Source organism: Acidovorax sp. Leaf191, assembly GCF_001424425.1.
Taxonomy (GTDB): Bacteria; Pseudomonadota; Gammaproteobacteria; order Burkholderiales; family Burkholderiaceae_C; genus Acidovorax.
This window is the reverse complement of record NZ_LMPT01000023.1, coordinates 1-17,266: the sequence shown is the minus strand read 5'-3', so window position 1 is coordinate 17,266 and position 17,266 is coordinate 1. Positions and strand designations below refer to the sequence as shown.

The following is a 17,266-nucleotide window of genomic DNA, read 5'->3' as shown; positions in this document are numbered from 1 at the left end:
CCGCATCGCGGCTGCAGGGCGCGGGGCCATGCCGATCAGGCGTCCTGCTCGGGGCCGGGGACCGAGCTGCTGGCACTGCCGTCGCCCACGGGCTTGCGGCGACGGCGGCGGCGCTTCTTGGGGGCGGCTGCGCCGTCGGCCGTGAACTCGGCGGCGCCGTCACCGGCATCGGCTGCGTCGGCATCGCCGCCCTCGCGGGGGGCCGCGGCGGGTGCAGGGGCGGGTGCAGGTGCCGGGCGCGGCACGCGCTTGACCACCGCCTGCTGGGCCTTCTGGCGGGTCTTTTGCTCTTCCTTGGCCTGGTCCATCAGGTCTTCGCGGCGCTCGTCGTCGGCGCCCTGGAAGTCCTGCCACCACTCCGCCAGGGCCTCCTCCACCTCGCCCACATCGGCGCGCAGGCGCAAGAAGTCGAAGCCCGCGCGAAAGCGCGGCTGGATCACCATGCCGAACGGCGTGCTGCCCACGCGCTTTTCAAAGCGGGGCTGCATGACCCAGATCTCGCGCATGTCTGCGGCCAGCTTGCCGCGGCCCGACACATCGCCGATGCGCTTGTCGAACACATCGTCGATGGCGTCCTGCAGCGCAGGCAGCGGGTGCTGGCGCTGGGCCAGGCGCTCCGTCCAGCTCTTGCGCACGTCTTCCCACAGCACGCAGGCCAGCAAGAAGCTCGGGGCCACGGGCTTGCCTTCGTTCACACGGCGGTCGGTGTCCAGCAGCGCGGCCTTCACGAACGGGGTGTCGGCGCGCTCCACCGCCACATCCAGCAACGGGTAGATGCCCTTGGCCATGCCCAGCTTGCGCAGTTGCTCCACGCTCGCGATCGAGTGGCCCGTCTGCAGCAGCTTGAGCATCTCGTCGAACATGCGGCTTTGCGGCACGTCGGCCAGCAGGGTCTGCGACTCCACCAGGGGTGCGGCGGTCTTGGCCTCGATGGTGAAACCCAGGCCGCTGAGCTTGGCCGCAAAGCGCACCGCGCGGATGATGCGCACCGGGTCTTCGCGGTAGCGCGTGGCCGGGTCGCCGATCATGCGCAGCGTCTTCTTCTTCGCGTCCTGGATGCCCTTGTGGTAGTCCACCACGATCTGGCTGACCGGGTCGTAGTACATGGCGTTCACCGTGAAGTCGCGGCGCGTGGCGTCTTCGTCCTGCGGGCCCCAGACGTTGTCGCGCAGCACGCGGCCCGATGCGTCCACGGCATGCTGCATGCCCGCCAGGGCCGCCCTGGAGGTCTTCTCGTTGCCGCTGACCTGCTGCCCTGCGGCGCTGTTGTCCAGGTAGGCGCGGAAGGTGGAGACTTCGATCACCTCATGCTCGCGGCCCCGGCCGTGCACCACGTGCACGATGCGAAAACGCTTGCCGATGATGAACGCGCGCCGGAAGAGACCCTTGACCTGCTCGGGCGTGGCGTTGGTGGCCACGTCGAAGTCCTTGGGGCGCAGGCCCAGCAGCAGGTCGCGCACGGCGCCGCCCACGATATACGCCTCGTAGCCGGCCTGCTTGAGCGTGGCCACGACCTCGGCAGCCCGGCGGTCCACCAGCTCGGGGTTGATGCCGTGCACCGTGGAGGGCACCTCTTCGCGCTTGCCGAAATGGGGCTTGCCGCCCGAGGTGCCGGGGGTCGATTTGCCCAGCAGTTTGTCAATGAACTTCTTGATCATGGGTCAGCGAGTGAAGCAAAAGGTCTGGCGCTGGCGCGCGGGTGTCAGGAAGCAGCGTCCTGGCTGGCTTCAGTCTGGGGGAACAGGTCCAGTATGCGCCAGCCGCGCTCCTGGGCCAGCGCGCGCAGGCGCGGGTCGGGGTTGGTGGCCACGGGGCGGTTCACCTTCTCGAGCAGGGGCACGTCGTTCATGGAGTCGCTGTAGAACGTGCTGTCCACGTCCGCCCAGCCAAGCTGGCGTGCGGCCAGCCACTCTTCCATGCGGCGCACCTTGCCTTCGCGCATGGTGGGCACGCCGTCGATCTCGCCGGTGTACCAGCCACTGAGCGGGTCGCGCGCCAATTGCACGGCCAGCAGCGCATCGTCGGCGACGCCGAGCGCATGGGCGATGGGGCGGGTCACGAACTCGTTGGTGGCGGTGACGATCAGCACCGTGTCGCCTGCGGCCTGGTGCTGGCGAATCAAATCGCGCGCCTGGGGCTGGATGGCCGGGCCGATCACCTCGCGCATGAACTGCGCATGCGCGGCGGCCGAAGCCTCGGGCCCGCGCAGGCGCACGGCCTCGGTCGCAAAGCGCACGTAGTCGTGCACATTGAGCGTACCGGCCTGGTAGTGGGCATAGAACTCGCCGTTGCGCCGTGCGAACTCCACCGGGTCATTCCAGCCGATGCGGATGGTGAACTCGCCCCACTCGTAGTCGGAGTCGAGCGGCAGCAGCGTGTGGTCGAGGTCGAACAGCGCAAGCCGCAGGGGGCGGGTGTCAGAGGTCATTCAGGTTCACAAAAGGCAAGGAAGGACGCGTCATCATTCCGATTCGAGCATCGTTTTGAGCAGGGGGATGGTGATGGCCCGCTGGGTGCGCAGCGCAAAGGCATCGAGCTGGTCGAGCAGCAGCATCAGGCTGCCCAGGTCGCGCGAGAAGCGGTTGAGCATGTAGTCCATCACGTCGTCGCCCAGGAACACGCCGCGGGCGTCGGCCTCCTGGCGCAGCACCGAGCGGCGCTCGGACTCGCCCAGCAGCTGCAGCTGGAACACATGGCCCCAGCCCAGGCGGCTACGCAGGTCGTCGCGCAGGGGCAGGTCGGCCGGGGGCAGGTTGCCGGCGGCCAGCACCCAGCGCTGGCTGCCGCTGGCCGGGCTGATGGCGTTGACGAACCAGTTGAACGCCGTGGCCTGCTGGGCGGTGTCGTACAGATGCACGTCGTCCATGACGATGGCGGCCCAGTCTTCGTTGAAGTCCAGCGGCTCGGCCACCGACGGGTCGAGCCAGCCGACGCTGGCGCCCTGCTCCCGGAGGGACTGGCGCACCGCCTTGAGCAGGTGGGTCTTGCCGCTGCCGGGCTCGCCCCACAGGTAGGTGGGCACGGGCGACCGCGTGGCCAGGCTGCTGCCGTCCCCGGCGGCCAGGCGCAGGTGCTGCAGCGCGGCCTCGTTGGGGCCGGCGAAGAAACGGGCCAGGGTGGGCCCCGTGGCCAGGCCGATGTCCAGCGCCAGCTGCTTCATCATGCGCGGCACCCCCGCGGCCGGGCCAGGCCAGCGGTGGCGGGTGCAGGAGCGGCGGACAGGTATGGGATCGGCAGCGGCATCACAGGTGAATTGGAAAGTGCCTGACCCTAGAGCAACGGAGCAACTACGGCGGGCACCGCGGACAAGAGGCTGGGGCGCGGGGTCGCCCCGATCCGGCATCGCAAGGACGGGGGGTGACAGTGAGCGGGATTTTAGACTGCCGCCAACCGGCTTCGGGCGGCCGCCAGCGTTCCGGGCCCGGACGGCGGCGCCGGAGGGCTTGTGCGCCCTGCCCGGGGCACCCTGTCAATGATGCCAAACCCCGAGCCGGTGGGCCCGGGCGCCCTCTGGTCGCGGGTTCGCGCCGCCTTCAGGCGAGTGCTTCCCACCGCCCGGTGCGCTCGGACTGCCAGAGCGCGTCGATCACCCGCGCCTGGGCCACCGCGTCGTCGATGCCCTGGGCCTGCGGGGCCGCACCGTCCCGCACGCGGCGCGAGAAGGCCTCCACCTGCAGCTGGTACTGGTCGCAGGCTGTCAGGGTTTCGTTGGTGATGCTGCTGCCGTCCAGCAGGCCGCCCTCGTCCAGCGCCAGGCGCATCTCGCCACCGCGCACCGCGTTGAAGGGGATCAAGAGCTCGATGCGGCCGCGCGTGCCCACCACCTGCACCCGCTGGTAGCGCACGCTCTGCGTCGACACGGTGAAGCTGGCCTGCCGACCCGCGCCAAAGTCCAGCAGCGCGCTGGTCAGCCGGTCGGTCCCCAGCGCCGGGTCGCGGTGCACCAAGGCGACGGCGCGCTGCGGCTCCGCCTCGAACAGATAGCGCCCGGCCAGCACCGCGTAGCAGCCGATGTCGTACAGCGCCCCGCCGCCGATGCCCGGCTGGTTGCGGATGTTGTGCGGGTCGTCGTTGAAGTACGAAAAGAACACCTGCACCGCCTGCGGCGTGCCGATGCGCCCGGCCCGCACCAGTTCGCGCGCGCGGTGCCACTGCGGGTGGTGGCGCACCATGAAAGCCTCTTCGATGTGCACCTGGCCTGCGGCGGCGCGCAGTGTTTGGGCCTCTGCCGCGCTCAGCGCCACGGGCTTCTCGCACAGCACGTGCTTGCCCGCAGCAGCGGCCTGCAGGGTCAGCGGCACATGCAGGTGGTTGGGCAGCGGGTTGTAGATGGCCTCGATGGCCGGGTCGGCCAGCAGCTCTTCGTAGCTGCCGTAGGCCTGCGCAATGCCCAGCTTCTGCGCCGCCTGCCGGGCCGCAGGCAGCGTGCGCGAGGCGATGCCGCGCAACTCCACCAGCGGGCTCGCCAGCAGGGCCGGAATCACGTGCTGCATGCCGATCCTGGCCGTGCTCAGCACGCCCCACACCACAGGTTTCATACCAAGCTTTCGGTTCGTTGTTGTCAAAGATAGCTGTTGAGCAGGTTCTCCAGCAGCTCCTGCCGGCCCGACACCGGCCGCGTGTCCTGGTTGCGCTCCAGGGCGCGGTCGGCCACCTCGGCCAGTCCCAGACGGCCGGCCAGCAAATCCTGGCCGAAGGCCGCGTTCCAGCCAGCATAGCGGGCATCGACGTGGCGGGCCAGGCGGCCGTCGGTGACCATCTTCTCGGCGATCAGCAGCGCCCGGGCCGCGACGTCCATGCCGCCGATGTGGCCGTGGAACATGTCCTCGGCATCCAGCGACTGGCGCCGCACCTTGGCGTCGAAGTTGAGGCCCCCGGTGGTGAAGCCGCCGGCCTGCAGGATCAGGTACAGGGCCAGCGCGGTCTCCGGGATGTTGTTGGGGAACTGGTCGGTGTCCCAGCCGCACTGCATGTCGCCGCGGTTCATGTCGATGGAGCCGAAGATGCCCAGGTCGATGGCCGTGGCGATCTCGTGCTCGAAGCTGTGCCCCGACAGCGTGGCGTGGTTGGCCTCGATGTTGACCTTGATCTCCTTGTCCAGGCCGTAGCGGGCCAGAAACCCGTAGACCGTGGCGGTGTCGAAGTCGTACTGGTGCTTGGAGGGCTCGCGCGGCTTGGGCTCGATCAGGATGGTGCCGGTGAAGCCGATCTTGTGCTTGTACTCCACCACCATGTTCAAGAAGCGCCCCATCTGGTCCAGCTCGTGGCCCACGCGGGTGTTGAGCAGGGTTTCATACCCCTCGCGGCCGCCCCACAGCACGTAGTTCTCGCCGCCAAGCTTGAGCGTCGCGTCCATCGCCTCCTTCACCTGCAACGCGGCCAGCGCAAAGATGTCGGGGTCCGGGTTGGTGGAGGCGCCCGACATGAAGCGCCGGTGGCTGAACAGGTTGGCCGTGCCCCACAGCAGCTTCACGCCCGTCTGGGCCTGCTTGGCCTGCAGCACGTCCACCATCTCGTGCAGGTACCTCACGCTCTCGCGGGGGGTGCTGCCCTCGGGCGCCACGTCGCGGTCGTGAAAGCAGTAGTACGGCGTGCCCAGCCGGGCGAAGAAGTCGAACGCCGCATCGGCCTTCAGCCGCGCCGCGGCCATGGGGTCGGCCACCTGCTGCCACGGGCGCTCGAAGGTGCCGTCGTAGCCGAAGGGGTCGAAGCCGTTCCAGCAGAAGCTGTGCCAGTAGCACACGGCAAAACGCAGGTGGTCTTGCATGCGCTTGCCCAGCACCAGGCGGTCTTTGTCGTACCACTTGAAGGCCAGCGGGTTGGTGGAATCGGGGCCTTCGTAGGCGATGGGGGAGATGTCGGAGAAGTAGGTGCTCATGGTTTTCTCGGCTAAGGACGGAACATGGCTCGGGACAGGGCTCAGGACGGGGCTCGGGGACATCAGGGCCTGCGGTACATGCTGCGAAACAAGGCATGGCGCGGCGCCAGCAAGGCGCGCTCGGCAGGGTCAGGCAGGTAGACGGTGTCGATGGGCGGCGGCAGGCACGCCCACTCCAGGGGAATGCCAACGCTCAATGCGCCCAGGCGGGCCGCGCCCAGCGCGCCGCCCACGGCCGAGCCGCCGTGGGTCACGATCTCCACGTTCAGCGCGCTGGCCAGCATCTGCGCCCAGAAGGCGCTGCGGGCGCCACCGCCCACCAGCGACAGGCGCGACACCTCGCTGCCTGCGGCATGCAAGGCCGCCAGGCCGTCCCGCAAACCAAAGCTCACGCCCTCCATCACCGCATAGCCCAGGCGTGCGGCGTCGGTGTCCATGTCCAGCCTGTGGAAGCTGCCGCGCACCCGCGCATCGTTGTGGGGCGTGCGCTCGCCGCTGAGGTAGGGCAGAAACACCGGCGCCGCCTCGCGGTCCGGGGCGCTCAGCGCCGCGGCGCGTGCGGCCACCTCGCCCGCGTCTGCAGCGCCCAGCAGGTGGGCCACCCACTGCAGCGCGCTGGCGGCGGCCAGCATCACGCTCATCTGGTGCCAGCGGCCCGGCACCGCGTGGCAGAACGCGTGGGTGGCGCTGGCCGCATTGGGCTGGTACTGCGGCGTGACCACAAACAGCACGCCGCTGGTGCCCAGCGACAGGAACCCTTGGCCGGGCTGCACCGCGCCCATGCCCACGGCGCTGGCGGCGTTGTCGCCCGCGCCACCAGCCACCACGGTGCCGGGCCGCAGCCCCAGCGACCGGGCCACATCGGTCCGCAGGCGCCCGCTCGCTGCGCTGCCCTCCACCAGGCGCGGCATGTGCCGGCGCGCCAGGCCGGTCAGCGCCAGCAGTTCATCCGACCAGTCGCGGCGCTGCACATCGAGCCACAGGGTGCCGCTCGCGTCCGACAGATCGCTCACGTGCTCGCCGGTCAGCATCAGGCGCACATGGTCCTTGGGCAACAGCACCTTGGCGATCTGCCGGAACACCGCGGGTTCGTGGCGTGCCACCCAGCGCAGTTTGGGGGCCGTAAAGCCGGGCATGGCAAGGCTGCCGGCCAGACCGCTCAGCGCCGGCAGCTCGCGCATCATCTCTGCGCACTCCTCGGCACTGCGCGTGTCGTTCCAGAGGATGGCGGGGCGCAGCACGCGGTCGTTTGCATCGAGCAGCACCGCGCCATGCATCTGGCCCGACAGGCCGATGGCCTCGGTGGCTGCGTACTCCTCGGGGTGCACGGCCCGCAGGCTGGCCAGGGCGTCCTGCGTGGCCGCCCACCAGTCGGCCGGGTCCTGCTCGCTGTGGCCGGGGTGGGGGCGCGACACCGACAGGGGCGCACCGGCGGCACCCAGCACCTGCTGGTCCGGGCCGAGCAACAAAGCCTTCACTTCCGAGGTGCCGATGTCGATACCGATGTACATGGTGGATGGCTGCGTTCAGTGAAGAAGGGCGGGCGGTGTGGCGCCTGCCGGTGGTGAGCCCAGGGTCTGCTCATCGGACCCCGCCGCGGCGACTGCCGGTGCGTGCATGGGCCGCAGCTCGTGGTGCAGCACCAGCGCGGCCGCGCCCACGGCCGAGGCCAGCAGGCCGTAGCGGGCTGCGCGCACGGCGGGCGCCGCCACGCCGGCGCTGGCTGCGTAGGCATCGAGCGTGTCGCGGGCCTGCTGCACGATGCCGGGGTGCCGCTCGCACGAGGGCCCGCCCACCACCAGCGCGCCGGGGTTGAAGGTGGTCCAGAGGTTTTGCAGCACCACGCCCAGGAACACACCGCCGCGCGCGGGGTCGCTCTGGCGCTCGAGCGCCCGGGCCCCGAAGAAGGTCTCGGCACACCCCTTGCGACCGCAGGAGCACGGCGGCCCGTCGATCTGCAATATGCTGTGGCCGATTTCGCCGGCCATGCCCTGCAGCCCGGTGAACAGCCGGTCGTTGAGCACAATGCCCGCCCCCACGCCCACGCCGCAGGTCACGAAGATCAGCGAGTCCGTCGCCTCACCATCTGCAAACTCGTACTCGCTGAGCGCGGCGGTGTCCGCCTCGTTCTGCACATGCACCGCCACCGGCGGGCTGCCCGCGTCGGCCAGCGCACGTGTGATCAGCGGCAAAAAGGCCACGTCGCGCCAGCCCAGGTTGGGTGCAAAGCGGATGGTGCCGGTGGCCTCGTCGAATGCGCCGGGCACGCCGATGCCCACGCCCGACACCGTGACCGGCCTGGCCGCCAGTTCGGCCTGCGTGCGCACCACCAGCGCCGCCGCCTGGCGGCACACGGCGGCGGGGTCGCGGTCGGCCAGGGGAGCCTCGGCCGCGCACAGCACCTCGCCGGTGACCGATACGCCCACCACCCGCAGCGACTCGACGCCGATCTCCACCCCCACCATGGCACGGCGGCTGCCGTCCAGGCGCAGCGGTGTGGACGGGCGGCCCATGCCCTGCGCGGCGGCCAGCCCGGTCTCGGCGAGCCAGCCTTCGTCGATCAACTCCCGCACCAGGAGGCTCACGGTGGATTTGGTCAGGCCGCTCTCGCCGGCCAGTTGGGCGCGCGAGAGGCTGCCTCGCTGGCGCAGCAGCCGCAGCAGCACGCTGCGGTTGATGCGTTTGACAAGTTGCTGGTCGCCAGTGGTCTTCATGCGGGTGTGGGGGTCGGCGCAGGCTCGCCAAGGCGGTGGGTCTGCGCTTTTCCGTCGGGTTGTTTGCCTGCGATGATCATGCCCAGAACTTCGTCCTCGGTGACATCGGCCGTGCGGTAGGCGCCCACCATGCGCCCGTTCTTCATCACCGCCAGGCGGTCGCTGAGCCCGAACACATCGGGCATGTCGTGGGTGATGAGGAAGATGCCCACGCCTTCGGCCTTGAGCTGGCGCACCAGGCGGCCCACCATGGCGGTCTCCTCGGGGCCCAGCGCGGCGGTGGGCTCGTCCATGATCAGGATGCGGGCGTTGAAGTAGATGGCGCGCGAGATGGCCACCACCTGGCGCTGCCCGCCCGACAGGCGCCGCACCGGCGTGCGCACGTTGCGGAAGTTCTTGTTCAGGCGCTCGAAGACCTTGCGGGCTTCGGCGTCCATGCGGTGGTCGTCCAGCGTGTTCCAGCGGGTGAGCAGCTCGCGGCCCAGGAACAGGTTGGCCACCGCGTCCAGGTTGTCGGCGAGCGCCAGCGTCTGGTAGATGGACTCGATGCCCAGCCGCTGCGCATCGGCCGGCGTGCGGATGTGGGCGCCCTGCCCCTGCACCAGCACCTCGCCGCTGTCGATGGGGTAGGCACCGGCCAGCATCTTCATCAGCGTGGACTTGCCCGCGCCGTTGTGCCCCAGCAGGGCCACCACCTCGCCCGGGTACAGGTTGAGGCTGACGTCGTCCACCGCCCGCACCCCGCCGAACGACTTGCGGATGCCGCGCATCTCCACGAGTGGCGCGTTCATGCGGTGTCTCCCGTCAGGCGGCGGTACACCACGTCGAACACCACGGCCGCGATCAGCACCTGCCCGATGATCACGTAGCGCAGGCCGATGGAGATGTCGAGCAGCAAGAGCCCGCTGTCGATGCTCTGCATGATGAGCGCCCCCAGCACCGACCCCAATATGGAGCCGCTGCCGCCCGCCAGCGCCGTGCCGCCGATGACAGCAGCCGCGATCACGAACAGCTCCATGCCCGTGCCCAGCGAATTGGTGCCGGCGTTGAGCCGCGCGATCGAGACCATGGCCGCAATCGTGATGAGCACACCCATCAGCGCAAACAGCATCAGCGTGACGCGCCGCACCGGAATGCCGACCAGGGCCGCGGCCTCCGGGTTGCCGCCGATGGCGAACACGTAGCGCCCAAAGCGCGTGCGCCGCACGATGAACGACAGCACCACCGCCACGCCGCCCCAGATGAGCACGGGGATGGGCACGCCCTGCGGCGCATCCTTGGTGGGGATCTGGTACGCGTTCATGGTGGCGACAAAGCCCACGGCGATCACCGCCGGCACGGCTGCCACCAGCGCATCGAGCCACAGTGCGGGGTTGGGCACGCCGTACGAGGCCTTCGCCCGGCGCCGCAGCCAGGTCTTCAGGCCCAGCGCCACCACCAGCACCACGGCCAGCACCCAGCTGGCCTGCACGCCGATGGCGCCATCGAAGCCGCCACCCAGGCGCTGAAAGAAGCTGTCACTGACCGGCTGGGTCTTGCCGTCGGCCACCATGAAGGCCGCGCCGCGAAACGACATCAGCCCGCCCAGCGTGACCACGAACGACGGCACCCCCAGCATCGCCGTGAGCGCGCCCTGGTAGAGCGACACACCGATCGCCACCGCCAGCCCGGCGAGCGACGCCGCCACCCAGTGCCAGCCGGCGGTGTACATCAGCGTGGCGATCAGAACGCCGACGAAACCCATCACAGAGCCCACCGAAAGATCGATGTGGCGCGCCACGATCACCAGCACCACCACCGTGGCCACGATGCCGACCACGGCCGTCTGCTGGGCGATGTTGTAGAGGTTCTCGGGCGACAGGAACAGGCCGCCCGAGAGGATGTTGAACACGACGGCGGTGACCACCAGGACGGCGCCCATCAGCACCAGCCGCCAGTCGATGGCCAGCTGCCTGAGGGCATGGGGAACAGGACTCACAAGCGCACTCCGCCAAAATTGTTCGTGAAGGGACCGGGCGCAGGCCGGCCCGCCGCGCGCGGCAGGGCCCCGCTCCCGGTCCGGGAGCTTCAAAACGTGTTGTTCAGCCACCGGGCGGCATGCAGCGCCGCGCCGGGGTCACTTCACTTGCAGGCGGCGGGCGCGTTGGCCGCATCCACACCCTTGCACAGCGCGTCCTTCTGGATCCAGCCGGCCTTCACCACCAGGTCGAGGTTCTTGGCGGTGATGGGCACGGGTTTCAGGAACTGCGCCTGCAGCGGCACTTTCTTCTCGCCGCCGTTCCAGGTCTGGGCGCCGGCCACCTTCTGCCCCTTGGCCAGCGCGACGGCGGCGGCCGCCGCGTCGCGGCCCAGGTCGCGGGCGTCCTTCCAGACCGACACGGTCTGCGAGCCCTGGGCCACGCGGTTGAGCGCCGCATGGTCGCCGTCCTGGCCCGACACCGGAATGCCCTTGATGCCCTTGGCCGTGAGCGCCGCCACCACACCGCCGGCCGTGCCGTCGTTGGAGGCCACCACGGCGTCGATCTTGCCGCCGCTCTTGGTGATGATCTGCTCCATGTTCTTTTGCGCGACCTCGGGCTTCCAGCCTTCGGTGTATTCCTCGCCGACGATCTTGATGTCGCCCTTGGTGATGGCCGCCTCGATCACCTCTTGCTGCCCGCCGCGCAGGAAGTTGGCATTGGGGTCGGTGGGCGAGCCCTTGATCATCACGTAGTTGCCCTTGGGCTTGGCCTCGAACACCGCGCGGGCCTGCATGCGGCCGACCTCGACATTGTCGAAGGTGATGTAGAACACGCCGGGCGCTTCGATCAGGCGGTCGTACGCCACGACCGGGATCTTCTGCTGCGCGGCCTTGTTGACCGCGGGCAGGATCGCGTCCTTGTCCATCGCCAGCACGATCAGCACCTTGGCGCCCTTGGCGATCAGCGAGTCGACGTCGGACAGCTGCTTTTCGGGCGAGCCGCCCGCGTCGGCGCTGATGTAGCTGGCCCCGAGCTTGGCCAACTGGTCCTTGATGGCCTTCTCGTCCGTCTTCCAGCGCTCTTCCTGGAAGTTGGACCAGCTCACGCCCACCACCTGGGCAAAGGCGCTGGCGCCGGACAGGCCCAGCACCAGGGCTGCCAGGGCGGTCAAGGTTGTCTTCAATTTCATTCTTGTCTCCATTGATGGCCTCGTGCGGGCCTTGGTTGGTGTGAACGACGTTGACTGTCGCGCCGCAACCCCTCTCGCTGAACCCTGCAGGCTGCAGTCCGTGGCGGGCGGTTCCCCCTTCCGGGCAACTACCTCCGCCGACATAGTGCGGACGACGAACTAATTATGGAAGGGCTGAACCGACGCACACATCGGGGCAAACCCGACATAGTTTGATGAGTGAACTTATTAGTTGCACAGCGATGGAACGGTGATCCCGCGAATGCCGCGCCGTGCCCTGCGGATAGCCGTCGCGGCTTGGGGTGGTCGGCGTGCGCGTGCGATGGCACCGCCCGGGTGCCAGCTTCAAATCCCCCGCCCGGTCAGGGCTGAGAAAGTCCGTCCCGGGCGTGCCGCTTAAAATCCTCGGATTCCAGCCCGCCCGGCGGGTCTACCAGCACCAAAGCCCCTTCCATGAGCTCCTCTGCCTCCTCCACCCCTATCTCGTACAAAGACGCCGGCGTTGACATCGACGCGGGCGACGCGCTCATCGAGCGCATCAAGCCGCTGGCCAAGAAGACCATGCGCGAAGGCGTGCTGGCGGGCATCGGCGGCTTTGGCGCCCTGTTCGAAGTGCCCAAGCGCTACAAGGAGCCCGTGCTGGTGTCCGGCACCGATGGCGTGGGCACCAAACTCAAGCTCGCGTTCGAATGGAACATGCACGACACCGTGGGCATCGACCTGGTGGCCATGAGCGTGAACGACGTGCTGGTGCAGGGCGCCGAGCCCCTGTTCTTCCTGGACTATTTCGCCTGCGGCAAGCTCGATGTGGACACCGCCGCGGCCGTGATCGGCGGCATTGCCAAAGGCTGCGAGCTGTCTGGCTGCGCGCTGATCGGCGGCGAAACCGCTGAAATGCCCGGCATGTACCCCGCAGGTGAATACGACCTGGCCGGCTTTGCCGTCGGTGCGGTCGAAAAGGCCAAGATCCTGACCGGCCAGGACGTGAAGCCCGGCGATGTGGTGCTGGGCCTGGCCAGCCACGGCGTGCATTCCAACGGCTTCAGCCTGGTGCGCAAGTGCATCGAGCGCGCGGGCGCCACAGCCCCGGCCACGCTGGACGGCAAGCCCTTCAAGCAGGCCATCATGGAGCCCACCCGCCTGTACGTGAAGAACGTGCTGGCCGCGCTGGCCGCCCACCCGCACACGCAGGATGCCGGCGGCATCAAGGCCCTGGCCCACATCACCGGCGGCGGCCTGCTGGAGAACATCCCCCGCGTGCTGCCCGACGGCACCGCCGCCCACCTGACCAAGGGGAGCTGGCCCCAGACCGAGCTGTTCGCCTGGCTGCAGAAGACGGCCGGTATCGACGACATCGAAATGAACCGCACCTTCAACAACGGCATCGGCATGGTGGTGGTGGTGGATGCTGCCGCCGCTGAAGCCACGGCCGCCACGCTGCGCGCCGCGGGCGAGCAGGTGTACGCCATCGGCACCATCGCCGCACGCGGCGAAGGTGCGGCCGTGGTCGTGGCCTGAAGTGATGCAATGCCCCGCCGAGCCGCTTCGCGGCTTCTCCCCAGTCTCGCATGGTAGAGCTCTGCGGGCAGGGGGACGGCGCCAGCTCGGCGGAGTGGCCCGAGCGAGGCGTCCGCTGGCCGGGGCTGCGTCAGTTGCTGACCATGCGGTCGATACCGAGCACCGTGGCTAACCAACATCCCACCACCCTGCCCCCGCTCGCCGCGACGCAAGGCATCGTGATCGCCAGCTATGTGCTCATGGCGGCCACGCTGCTGCTGGTGATGTGGCGGGGGCTGCTGCCGGGCCTGTTGTGCGTGTGCCTGGGTTTTCTGCTGACGCGGGCACTCACCCGCTGGTTCGCGCAGGGTCTGAGCCGGGTGCGGCGCCAGGCCCATCCTTCGGTCTCGGCGTTGCGCGTTGCGCAGATTGCGGCCGCCGCACTGGTGATGCTGCTGCCACTGGCGCTGCTGGCGGCGGGGCTCACGCATTCGCGCGGCTATCTGGTCACCGCACCGCAGCAGTACCAGGAGCTGCTCAACTACATGGCGCGCACGGTGCTGGAGCTGCGGCTCAAGCTGCCGGAGGACATGGCCGCGCACCTGCCCGAAGGCGTGGCCGACATCCAGCGCATCATCGCCAGCTACCTGGGCGCCAAGGCAGGCGCACTGGCCATGGCCGGCCGTGCCTGGCTTGCCGGCGTGCTGTTTGCCTATGTGGGCCTGCTGATCGGCGCCCTGGCCGCCGTGCGCCCCGCAGTGCTGGCGCGCGGCCCCCTGGCCCAGCAACTGCGGCTGCGCATCACGCTGTTCGGCGAGGCGTTCCGTCAGATCGTCGCCGCGCAGTTCTGGATCGCGGCGTTCAACACCCTGCTGACGGGCCTGTTCCTGTTGTTCGTGCTGCCGGTGTGGGGCCTGGAACTGCCCTACACGCCGGTGTTGATCACCTTCACCTTCATCGCCGGGCTGGTGCCTATCGTGGGCAACCTGGTGTGCAACGTGGTGATCACCATCGTGGGCCTGTCGGTGTCGCCCCTGGCGGCCGCGGCCTGCCTGGGCTTTCTCATCCTGATCCACAAGGCCGAATACGTGATCAACGCCAAGGTGGTGGGCCGCCGCACCCAGATGGGCGTGTGGGAGCTGCTGTCGGTGATGTTCGTCGCCGAGGCGGTCTTCGGCCCCGCGGGGCTGGTGGCGGCACCGCTGTTCTATGCGTACCTGAAAAAGGAACTGGTGGCGGCGCGGCTGGTGTAGCCCGCGCGCAGGTTCTATCCGGTGCACCCTTGTGTGCCCAGCCAATAGCCGGTGTCGCGTCGTTCACGCCGCACCGTCCGGCTCTCAAGGACCTTTTATCGTCATCCAACTTCTGATCGATATCCAAGAGCGGCGTACCTCCCTCGCCATCAAGATTTTTGAATGCGTATGCGCCTCGAAAATCCCAATGAAGCACTGAACTACAACGTCTTTTCGACAGGTCTCCAATGACCCAGTAAGGCGGCATCGAGCCCTGCCACGTCCTGGCCGTCGAACAGCACCTGGCCGCTACTCGCCATCAAGATTTTTGAATGCGTATGCGCCTCGAAAATCCCAATGAAGCACTGAACTACAACGTCTTTTCGACAGGTCTCCAATGACCCAGTAAGAGTTGTATCGGACGACAAAACAAACACGCTCCGGCAGCTGTTTTGCACTCCCTCGAACCTATCATGCGCGGCGATTTGAGCCCCCTTCAAGAGGGACACCGCCACAACAAATGATATGAAGAGGGAATCACCATGGGCAAGCCGGCAGCAAGGCTGGGAGATCTGACGAAGCACGGAGGGCCGATCACGCAGGGATCGCTGACCGTGCTGATCGGCNGAAGAGGGAATCACCATGGGCAAGCCGGCAGCAAGGCTGGGAGATCTGACGAAGCACGGAGGGCCGATCACGCAGGGATCGCTGACCGTGCTGATCGGCTCGCAAGGCGGGATTGCCTGCTCCAGCTGCCCGGGCGGCAAGGCCATCGGCAGCCCCGTCAACCCCACGCTGGGCGCCAAGGTGCTGGTGGGTGCGGAGGACCTCGACTTTGCCCTGCCCGGCCCCATGCCGCTGGTGTGGCAGCGCCAGTACAGCAGCTACGTCAACGCAGAGCACGGCGGCGACTGCGGGCTGCTGGGCTANGACTTTGCCCTGCCCGGCCCCATGCCGCTGGTGTGGCAGCGCCAGTACAGCAGCTACGTCAACGCAGAGCACGGCGGCGACTGCGGGCTGCTGGGCTACGGCTGGAAGCTGCCGCACGAGCTGAGCATCGAGCTACAAGCCACGCAGACCCTGCTGCGCGATGCTGGCGGGCGGGTCATCACGTTCGGCGAAGCCCTGGAGCCTGGGCAGACGCTGCGCAGCGACAGCGAAGGCCTGCTGCTGATGCGCGGTGGCGGCATGGGGGTGGCGCAGGCCTTGTCTGCTCTGGCTGGTAATACCGAGAATCCTCCCGTTTCCACTACCGGCGCCAACCCTTACCCCAACACCGCAGAAGAACTCCTGCCCTGGCACCGGCAACAACGCTGGGCCCATGTACCTGCCGCCGCCAAGGCCGACCCCAACTACCTGCTGGCCGCCACGCAGGGCGGGCGCACCGTCTGGCTCTTCAAGGTGCCAGCCGAGGGGTCTTCCAAGGGCCCATGCCGCCTCATCGGCCTGATCGACGCCTACGGGCGCAGCCAGCACTACCAGCACGACGAGCACGGACGCCTGCAAGGCATCACCGACGGGGCGGGCCGGCGCTATACGCTGCTGTACAACCGACCCAGCAGCGCCGCAGACGCAGCAACCGCCACAGCACCCCCGCAAACCCTCCCGGGCCTGAACCCCGACAGCGGCCTGCGCCTCGTGGGCGTGGACTGCACCTACAACCCGCACGACCCCGAGCATGCGGGTTCTAGCTCAGGCTCAGGCTCAGGCTCCAAGGGCCCATGCCGCCTCATCGGCCTGATCGACGCCTACGGGCGCAGCCAGCACTACCAGCACGACGAGCACGGACGCCTGCAAGGCATCACCGACGGCGCGGGCCGGCGCTATGCGCTCCTGTACAACCGACCCAGCGGCGCCGCAGACGCAGCAACCGCCACAGCACCGCCGCAAACCCTGCCGGGCCTGAACCCCGACAGCGGCCTGCGCCTCGTGGGCGTGGACTGCACCTACAACCCGCACGACCCCGAGCATGCGGGTTCTAGCTCAGGCTCAGGCTCAGGCTCCGGTGCGGGCGCACAGCGGCACGCCCCCATCCCCCTGGTGCGCTACCACTACAGCCCCCTGGGCGATCTCATCGCCGTGCACGCCCGCGACGGGCGGCGCACCCGCCAGTTCACCTACGACAGCGCCCACCGCATGGTCTCCCACCGCGTGGGCAGCGGCCCCGAGCACACCTATGTCTACGAAGATCAGGTCGAAGGCCAGCGCTCCAGTGCAAACTTCGGCAACCCACCGCCGCGCCCCGGCGCCCGCGTGGCCGAACACCACAACGAAGAAGGCCTGAGCTACTACTTCGGCTACGAAGACGTCCACCCCCAGGACCCGCGGGCCGCCAGCTGCACCCCAAGGTGCTGTTGCCCAAGGACCATGTGNGAACCCCGACAGCGGCCTGCGCCTCGTGGGCGTGGACTGCACCTACAACCCGCACGACCCCGAGCATGCGGGTTCTAGCTCAGGCTCAGGCTCAGGCTCAGGCTCAGGCTCAGGCTCCGGTGCGAGCGCACAGCGGCACGACCCCATCCCCCTGGTGCGCTACCACTACAGCCCCCTGGGCGAGCTCATCGCCGTGCACGCCCGCGACGGCCGGCGCACCCGCCAGTTCACCTACGACAGCGCCCACCGCATGGTCTCCCACCGCGTGGGCAGCGGCCCCGAGCACACCTACGTCTACGAAGACCAGCGCCAAGACCATAAAGTCCCCGGCGCCCGCGTGGCCGAACACCACAACGAAGAAGGCCTGAGCTACTACTTCGGCTACGAAGACGTCCACCCCCAGGACCCGCGGGCCGCCAGCT

At 68.8% G+C, this 17,266-nt stretch carries 12 protein-coding genes and 2 pseudogenes; 4 read left to right on the top strand and 10 right to left on the bottom strand.

The features are described from left to right. Positions 1–35 precede the first annotated feature (35 nt). The 10 genes from pcnB to xylF all read right to left on the bottom strand — a co-directional run bounded on the left by pcnB (position 36) and on the right by xylF (position 11,742). Entirely contained in the window at positions 36–1,658 is a 1,623-nt protein-coding gene (gene pcnB, locus ASG27_RS24310) for a polynucleotide adenylyltransferase PcnB (protein WP_056412807.1), read from the bottom strand. Between the two features lie 44 nt (positions 1,659–1,702). After that, positions 1,703–2,428 (bottom strand): HAD family hydrolase, encoded by a 726-nt coding sequence (locus ASG27_RS24305; protein WP_056412804.1) that lies wholly within the window; start codon positions 2,426–2,428, stop codon positions 1,703–1,705. A gap of 33 nt (positions 2,429–2,461) precedes the next feature. Beyond that, on the bottom strand, positions 2,462–3,160 hold the full coding sequence (gene hda / locus ASG27_RS24300; protein ID WP_056413110.1) for a DnaA regulatory inactivator Hda: 699 nt from the start codon (positions 3,158–3,160) through the stop codon (positions 2,462–2,464). A gap of 373 nt (positions 3,161–3,533) precedes the next feature. After that, positions 3,534–4,538, bottom strand: coding sequence for a Gfo/Idh/MocA family protein (locus ASG27_RS24295; protein ID WP_056412801.1), 1,005 nt, complete (start codon positions 4,536–4,538; stop codon positions 3,534–3,536). Between the two features lie 23 nt (positions 4,539–4,561). Next, entirely contained in the window at positions 4,562–5,878 is a 1,317-nt protein-coding gene (gene xylA / locus ASG27_RS24290; RefSeq protein WP_056412797.1) for a xylose isomerase, read from the bottom strand. Between the two features lie 62 nt (positions 5,879–5,940). Continuing rightward, a complete protein-coding gene (gene xylB / locus ASG27_RS24285) occupies positions 5,941–7,389 on the bottom strand; it encodes a xylulokinase (protein ID WP_056412794.1) in 1,449 nt (482 codons plus the stop codon). Positions 7,390–7,404: 15 nt separating this feature from the next. Next, positions 7,405–8,592, bottom strand: a complete 1,188-nt coding sequence (locus ASG27_RS24280; protein ID WP_056412792.1) for an ROK family transcriptional regulator — start codon at positions 8,590–8,592, stop codon at positions 7,405–7,407. After that, complete coding sequence (locus ASG27_RS24275) at positions 8,589–9,383, bottom strand: ATP-binding cassette domain-containing protein (protein ID WP_056412789.1); 795 nt, start codon at positions 9,381–9,383, stop codon at positions 8,589–8,591. The genes ASG27_RS24280 and ASG27_RS24275 overlap by 4 nt, the downstream gene beginning before the upstream one ends. Then, positions 9,380–10,513 (bottom strand): sugar ABC transporter permease, encoded by a 1,134-nt coding sequence (locus ASG27_RS24270; protein WP_056413107.1) that lies wholly within the window; start codon positions 10,511–10,513, stop codon positions 9,380–9,382. Before ASG27_RS24270 ends, ASG27_RS24275 begins: the two co-directional genes overlap by 4 nt. A 200-nt stretch (positions 10,514–10,713) precedes the next feature. Then, positions 10,714–11,742, bottom strand: a complete 1,029-nt coding sequence (xylF, locus tag ASG27_RS24265; protein ID WP_056412786.1) for a D-xylose ABC transporter substrate-binding protein — start codon at positions 11,740–11,742, stop codon at positions 10,714–10,716. A gap of 453 nt (positions 11,743–12,195) precedes the next feature. On the opposite strand from xylF, the gene purM reads away from it, so the two are divergent. The 4 genes and pseudogenes from purM to ASG27_RS24245 form a co-directional block, all read left to right on the top strand. Beyond that, a complete protein-coding gene (purM, locus tag ASG27_RS24260; RefSeq protein ID WP_010459230.1) occupies positions 12,196–13,260 on the top strand; it encodes a phosphoribosylformylglycinamidine cyclo-ligase in 1,065 nt (354 codons plus the stop codon). A 143-nt stretch (positions 13,261–13,403) separates the two neighbouring features. Continuing rightward, entirely contained in the window at positions 13,404–14,492 is a 1,089-nt protein-coding gene (locus ASG27_RS24255; RefSeq protein ID WP_056413103.1) for an AI-2E family transporter, read from the top strand. A gap of 621 nt (positions 14,493–15,113) precedes the next feature. Next, positions 15,114–15,400, top strand: a pseudogene (locus ASG27_RS27820) (DUF6531 domain-containing protein); the annotation flags it as partial. A gap of 22 nt (positions 15,401–15,422) precedes the next feature. After that, positions 15,423–16,843: pseudogene (locus tag ASG27_RS24245) on the top strand (DUF6531 domain-containing protein); the annotation flags it as partial. Positions 16,844–17,266: the final 423 nt, after the last annotated feature.

What these genes read in the sequence shown, in the direction of transcription:
- pcnB (WP_056412807.1), bottom strand. Translation starts at nt 1,658, where the DNA reads ATGATCAAGAAGTTCATTGACAAACTGCTGGGCAAATCGACCCCCGGC.
- ASG27_RS24305 (WP_056412804.1), bottom strand. Translation starts at nt 2,428, where the DNA reads ATGACCTCTGACACCCGCCCCCTGCGGCTTGCGCTGTTCGACCTCGAC.
- hda (WP_056413110.1), bottom strand. Translation starts at nt 3,160, where the DNA reads ATGAAGCAGCTGGCGCTGGACATCGGCCTGGCCACGGGGCCCACCCTG.
- ASG27_RS24295 (WP_056412801.1), bottom strand. Translation starts at nt 4,538, where the DNA reads ATGAAACCTGTGGTGTGGGGCGTGCTGAGCACGGCCAGGATCGGCATG.
- xylA (WP_056412797.1), bottom strand. Translation starts at nt 5,878, where the DNA reads ATGAGCACCTACTTCTCCGACATCTCCCCCATCGCCTACGAAGGCCCC.
- xylB (WP_056412794.1), bottom strand. Translation starts at nt 7,389, where the DNA reads ATGTACATCGGTATCGACATCGGCACCTCGGAAGTGAAGGCTTTGTTG.
- ASG27_RS24280 (WP_056412792.1), bottom strand. Translation starts at nt 8,592, where the DNA reads ATGAAGACCACTGGCGACCAGCAACTTGTCAAACGCATCAACCGCAGC.
- ASG27_RS24275 (WP_056412789.1), bottom strand. Translation starts at nt 9,383, where the DNA reads ATGAACGCGCCACTCGTGGAGATGCGCGGCATCCGCAAGTCGTTCGGC.
- ASG27_RS24270 (WP_056413107.1), bottom strand. Translation starts at nt 10,513, where the DNA reads ATGGGCGCCGTCCTGGTGGTCACCGCCGTCGTGTTCAACATCCTCTCG.
- xylF (WP_056412786.1), bottom strand. Translation starts at nt 11,742, where the DNA reads ATGAAATTGAAGACAACCTTGACCGCCCTGGCAGCCCTGGTGCTGGGC.
- purM (WP_010459230.1), top strand. Translation starts at nt 12,196, where the DNA reads ATGAGCTCCTCTGCCTCCTCCACCCCTATCTCGTACAAAGACGCCGGC.
- ASG27_RS24255 (WP_056413103.1), top strand. Translation starts at nt 13,404, where the DNA reads ATGCGGTCGATACCGAGCACCGTGGCTAACCAACATCCCACCACCCTG.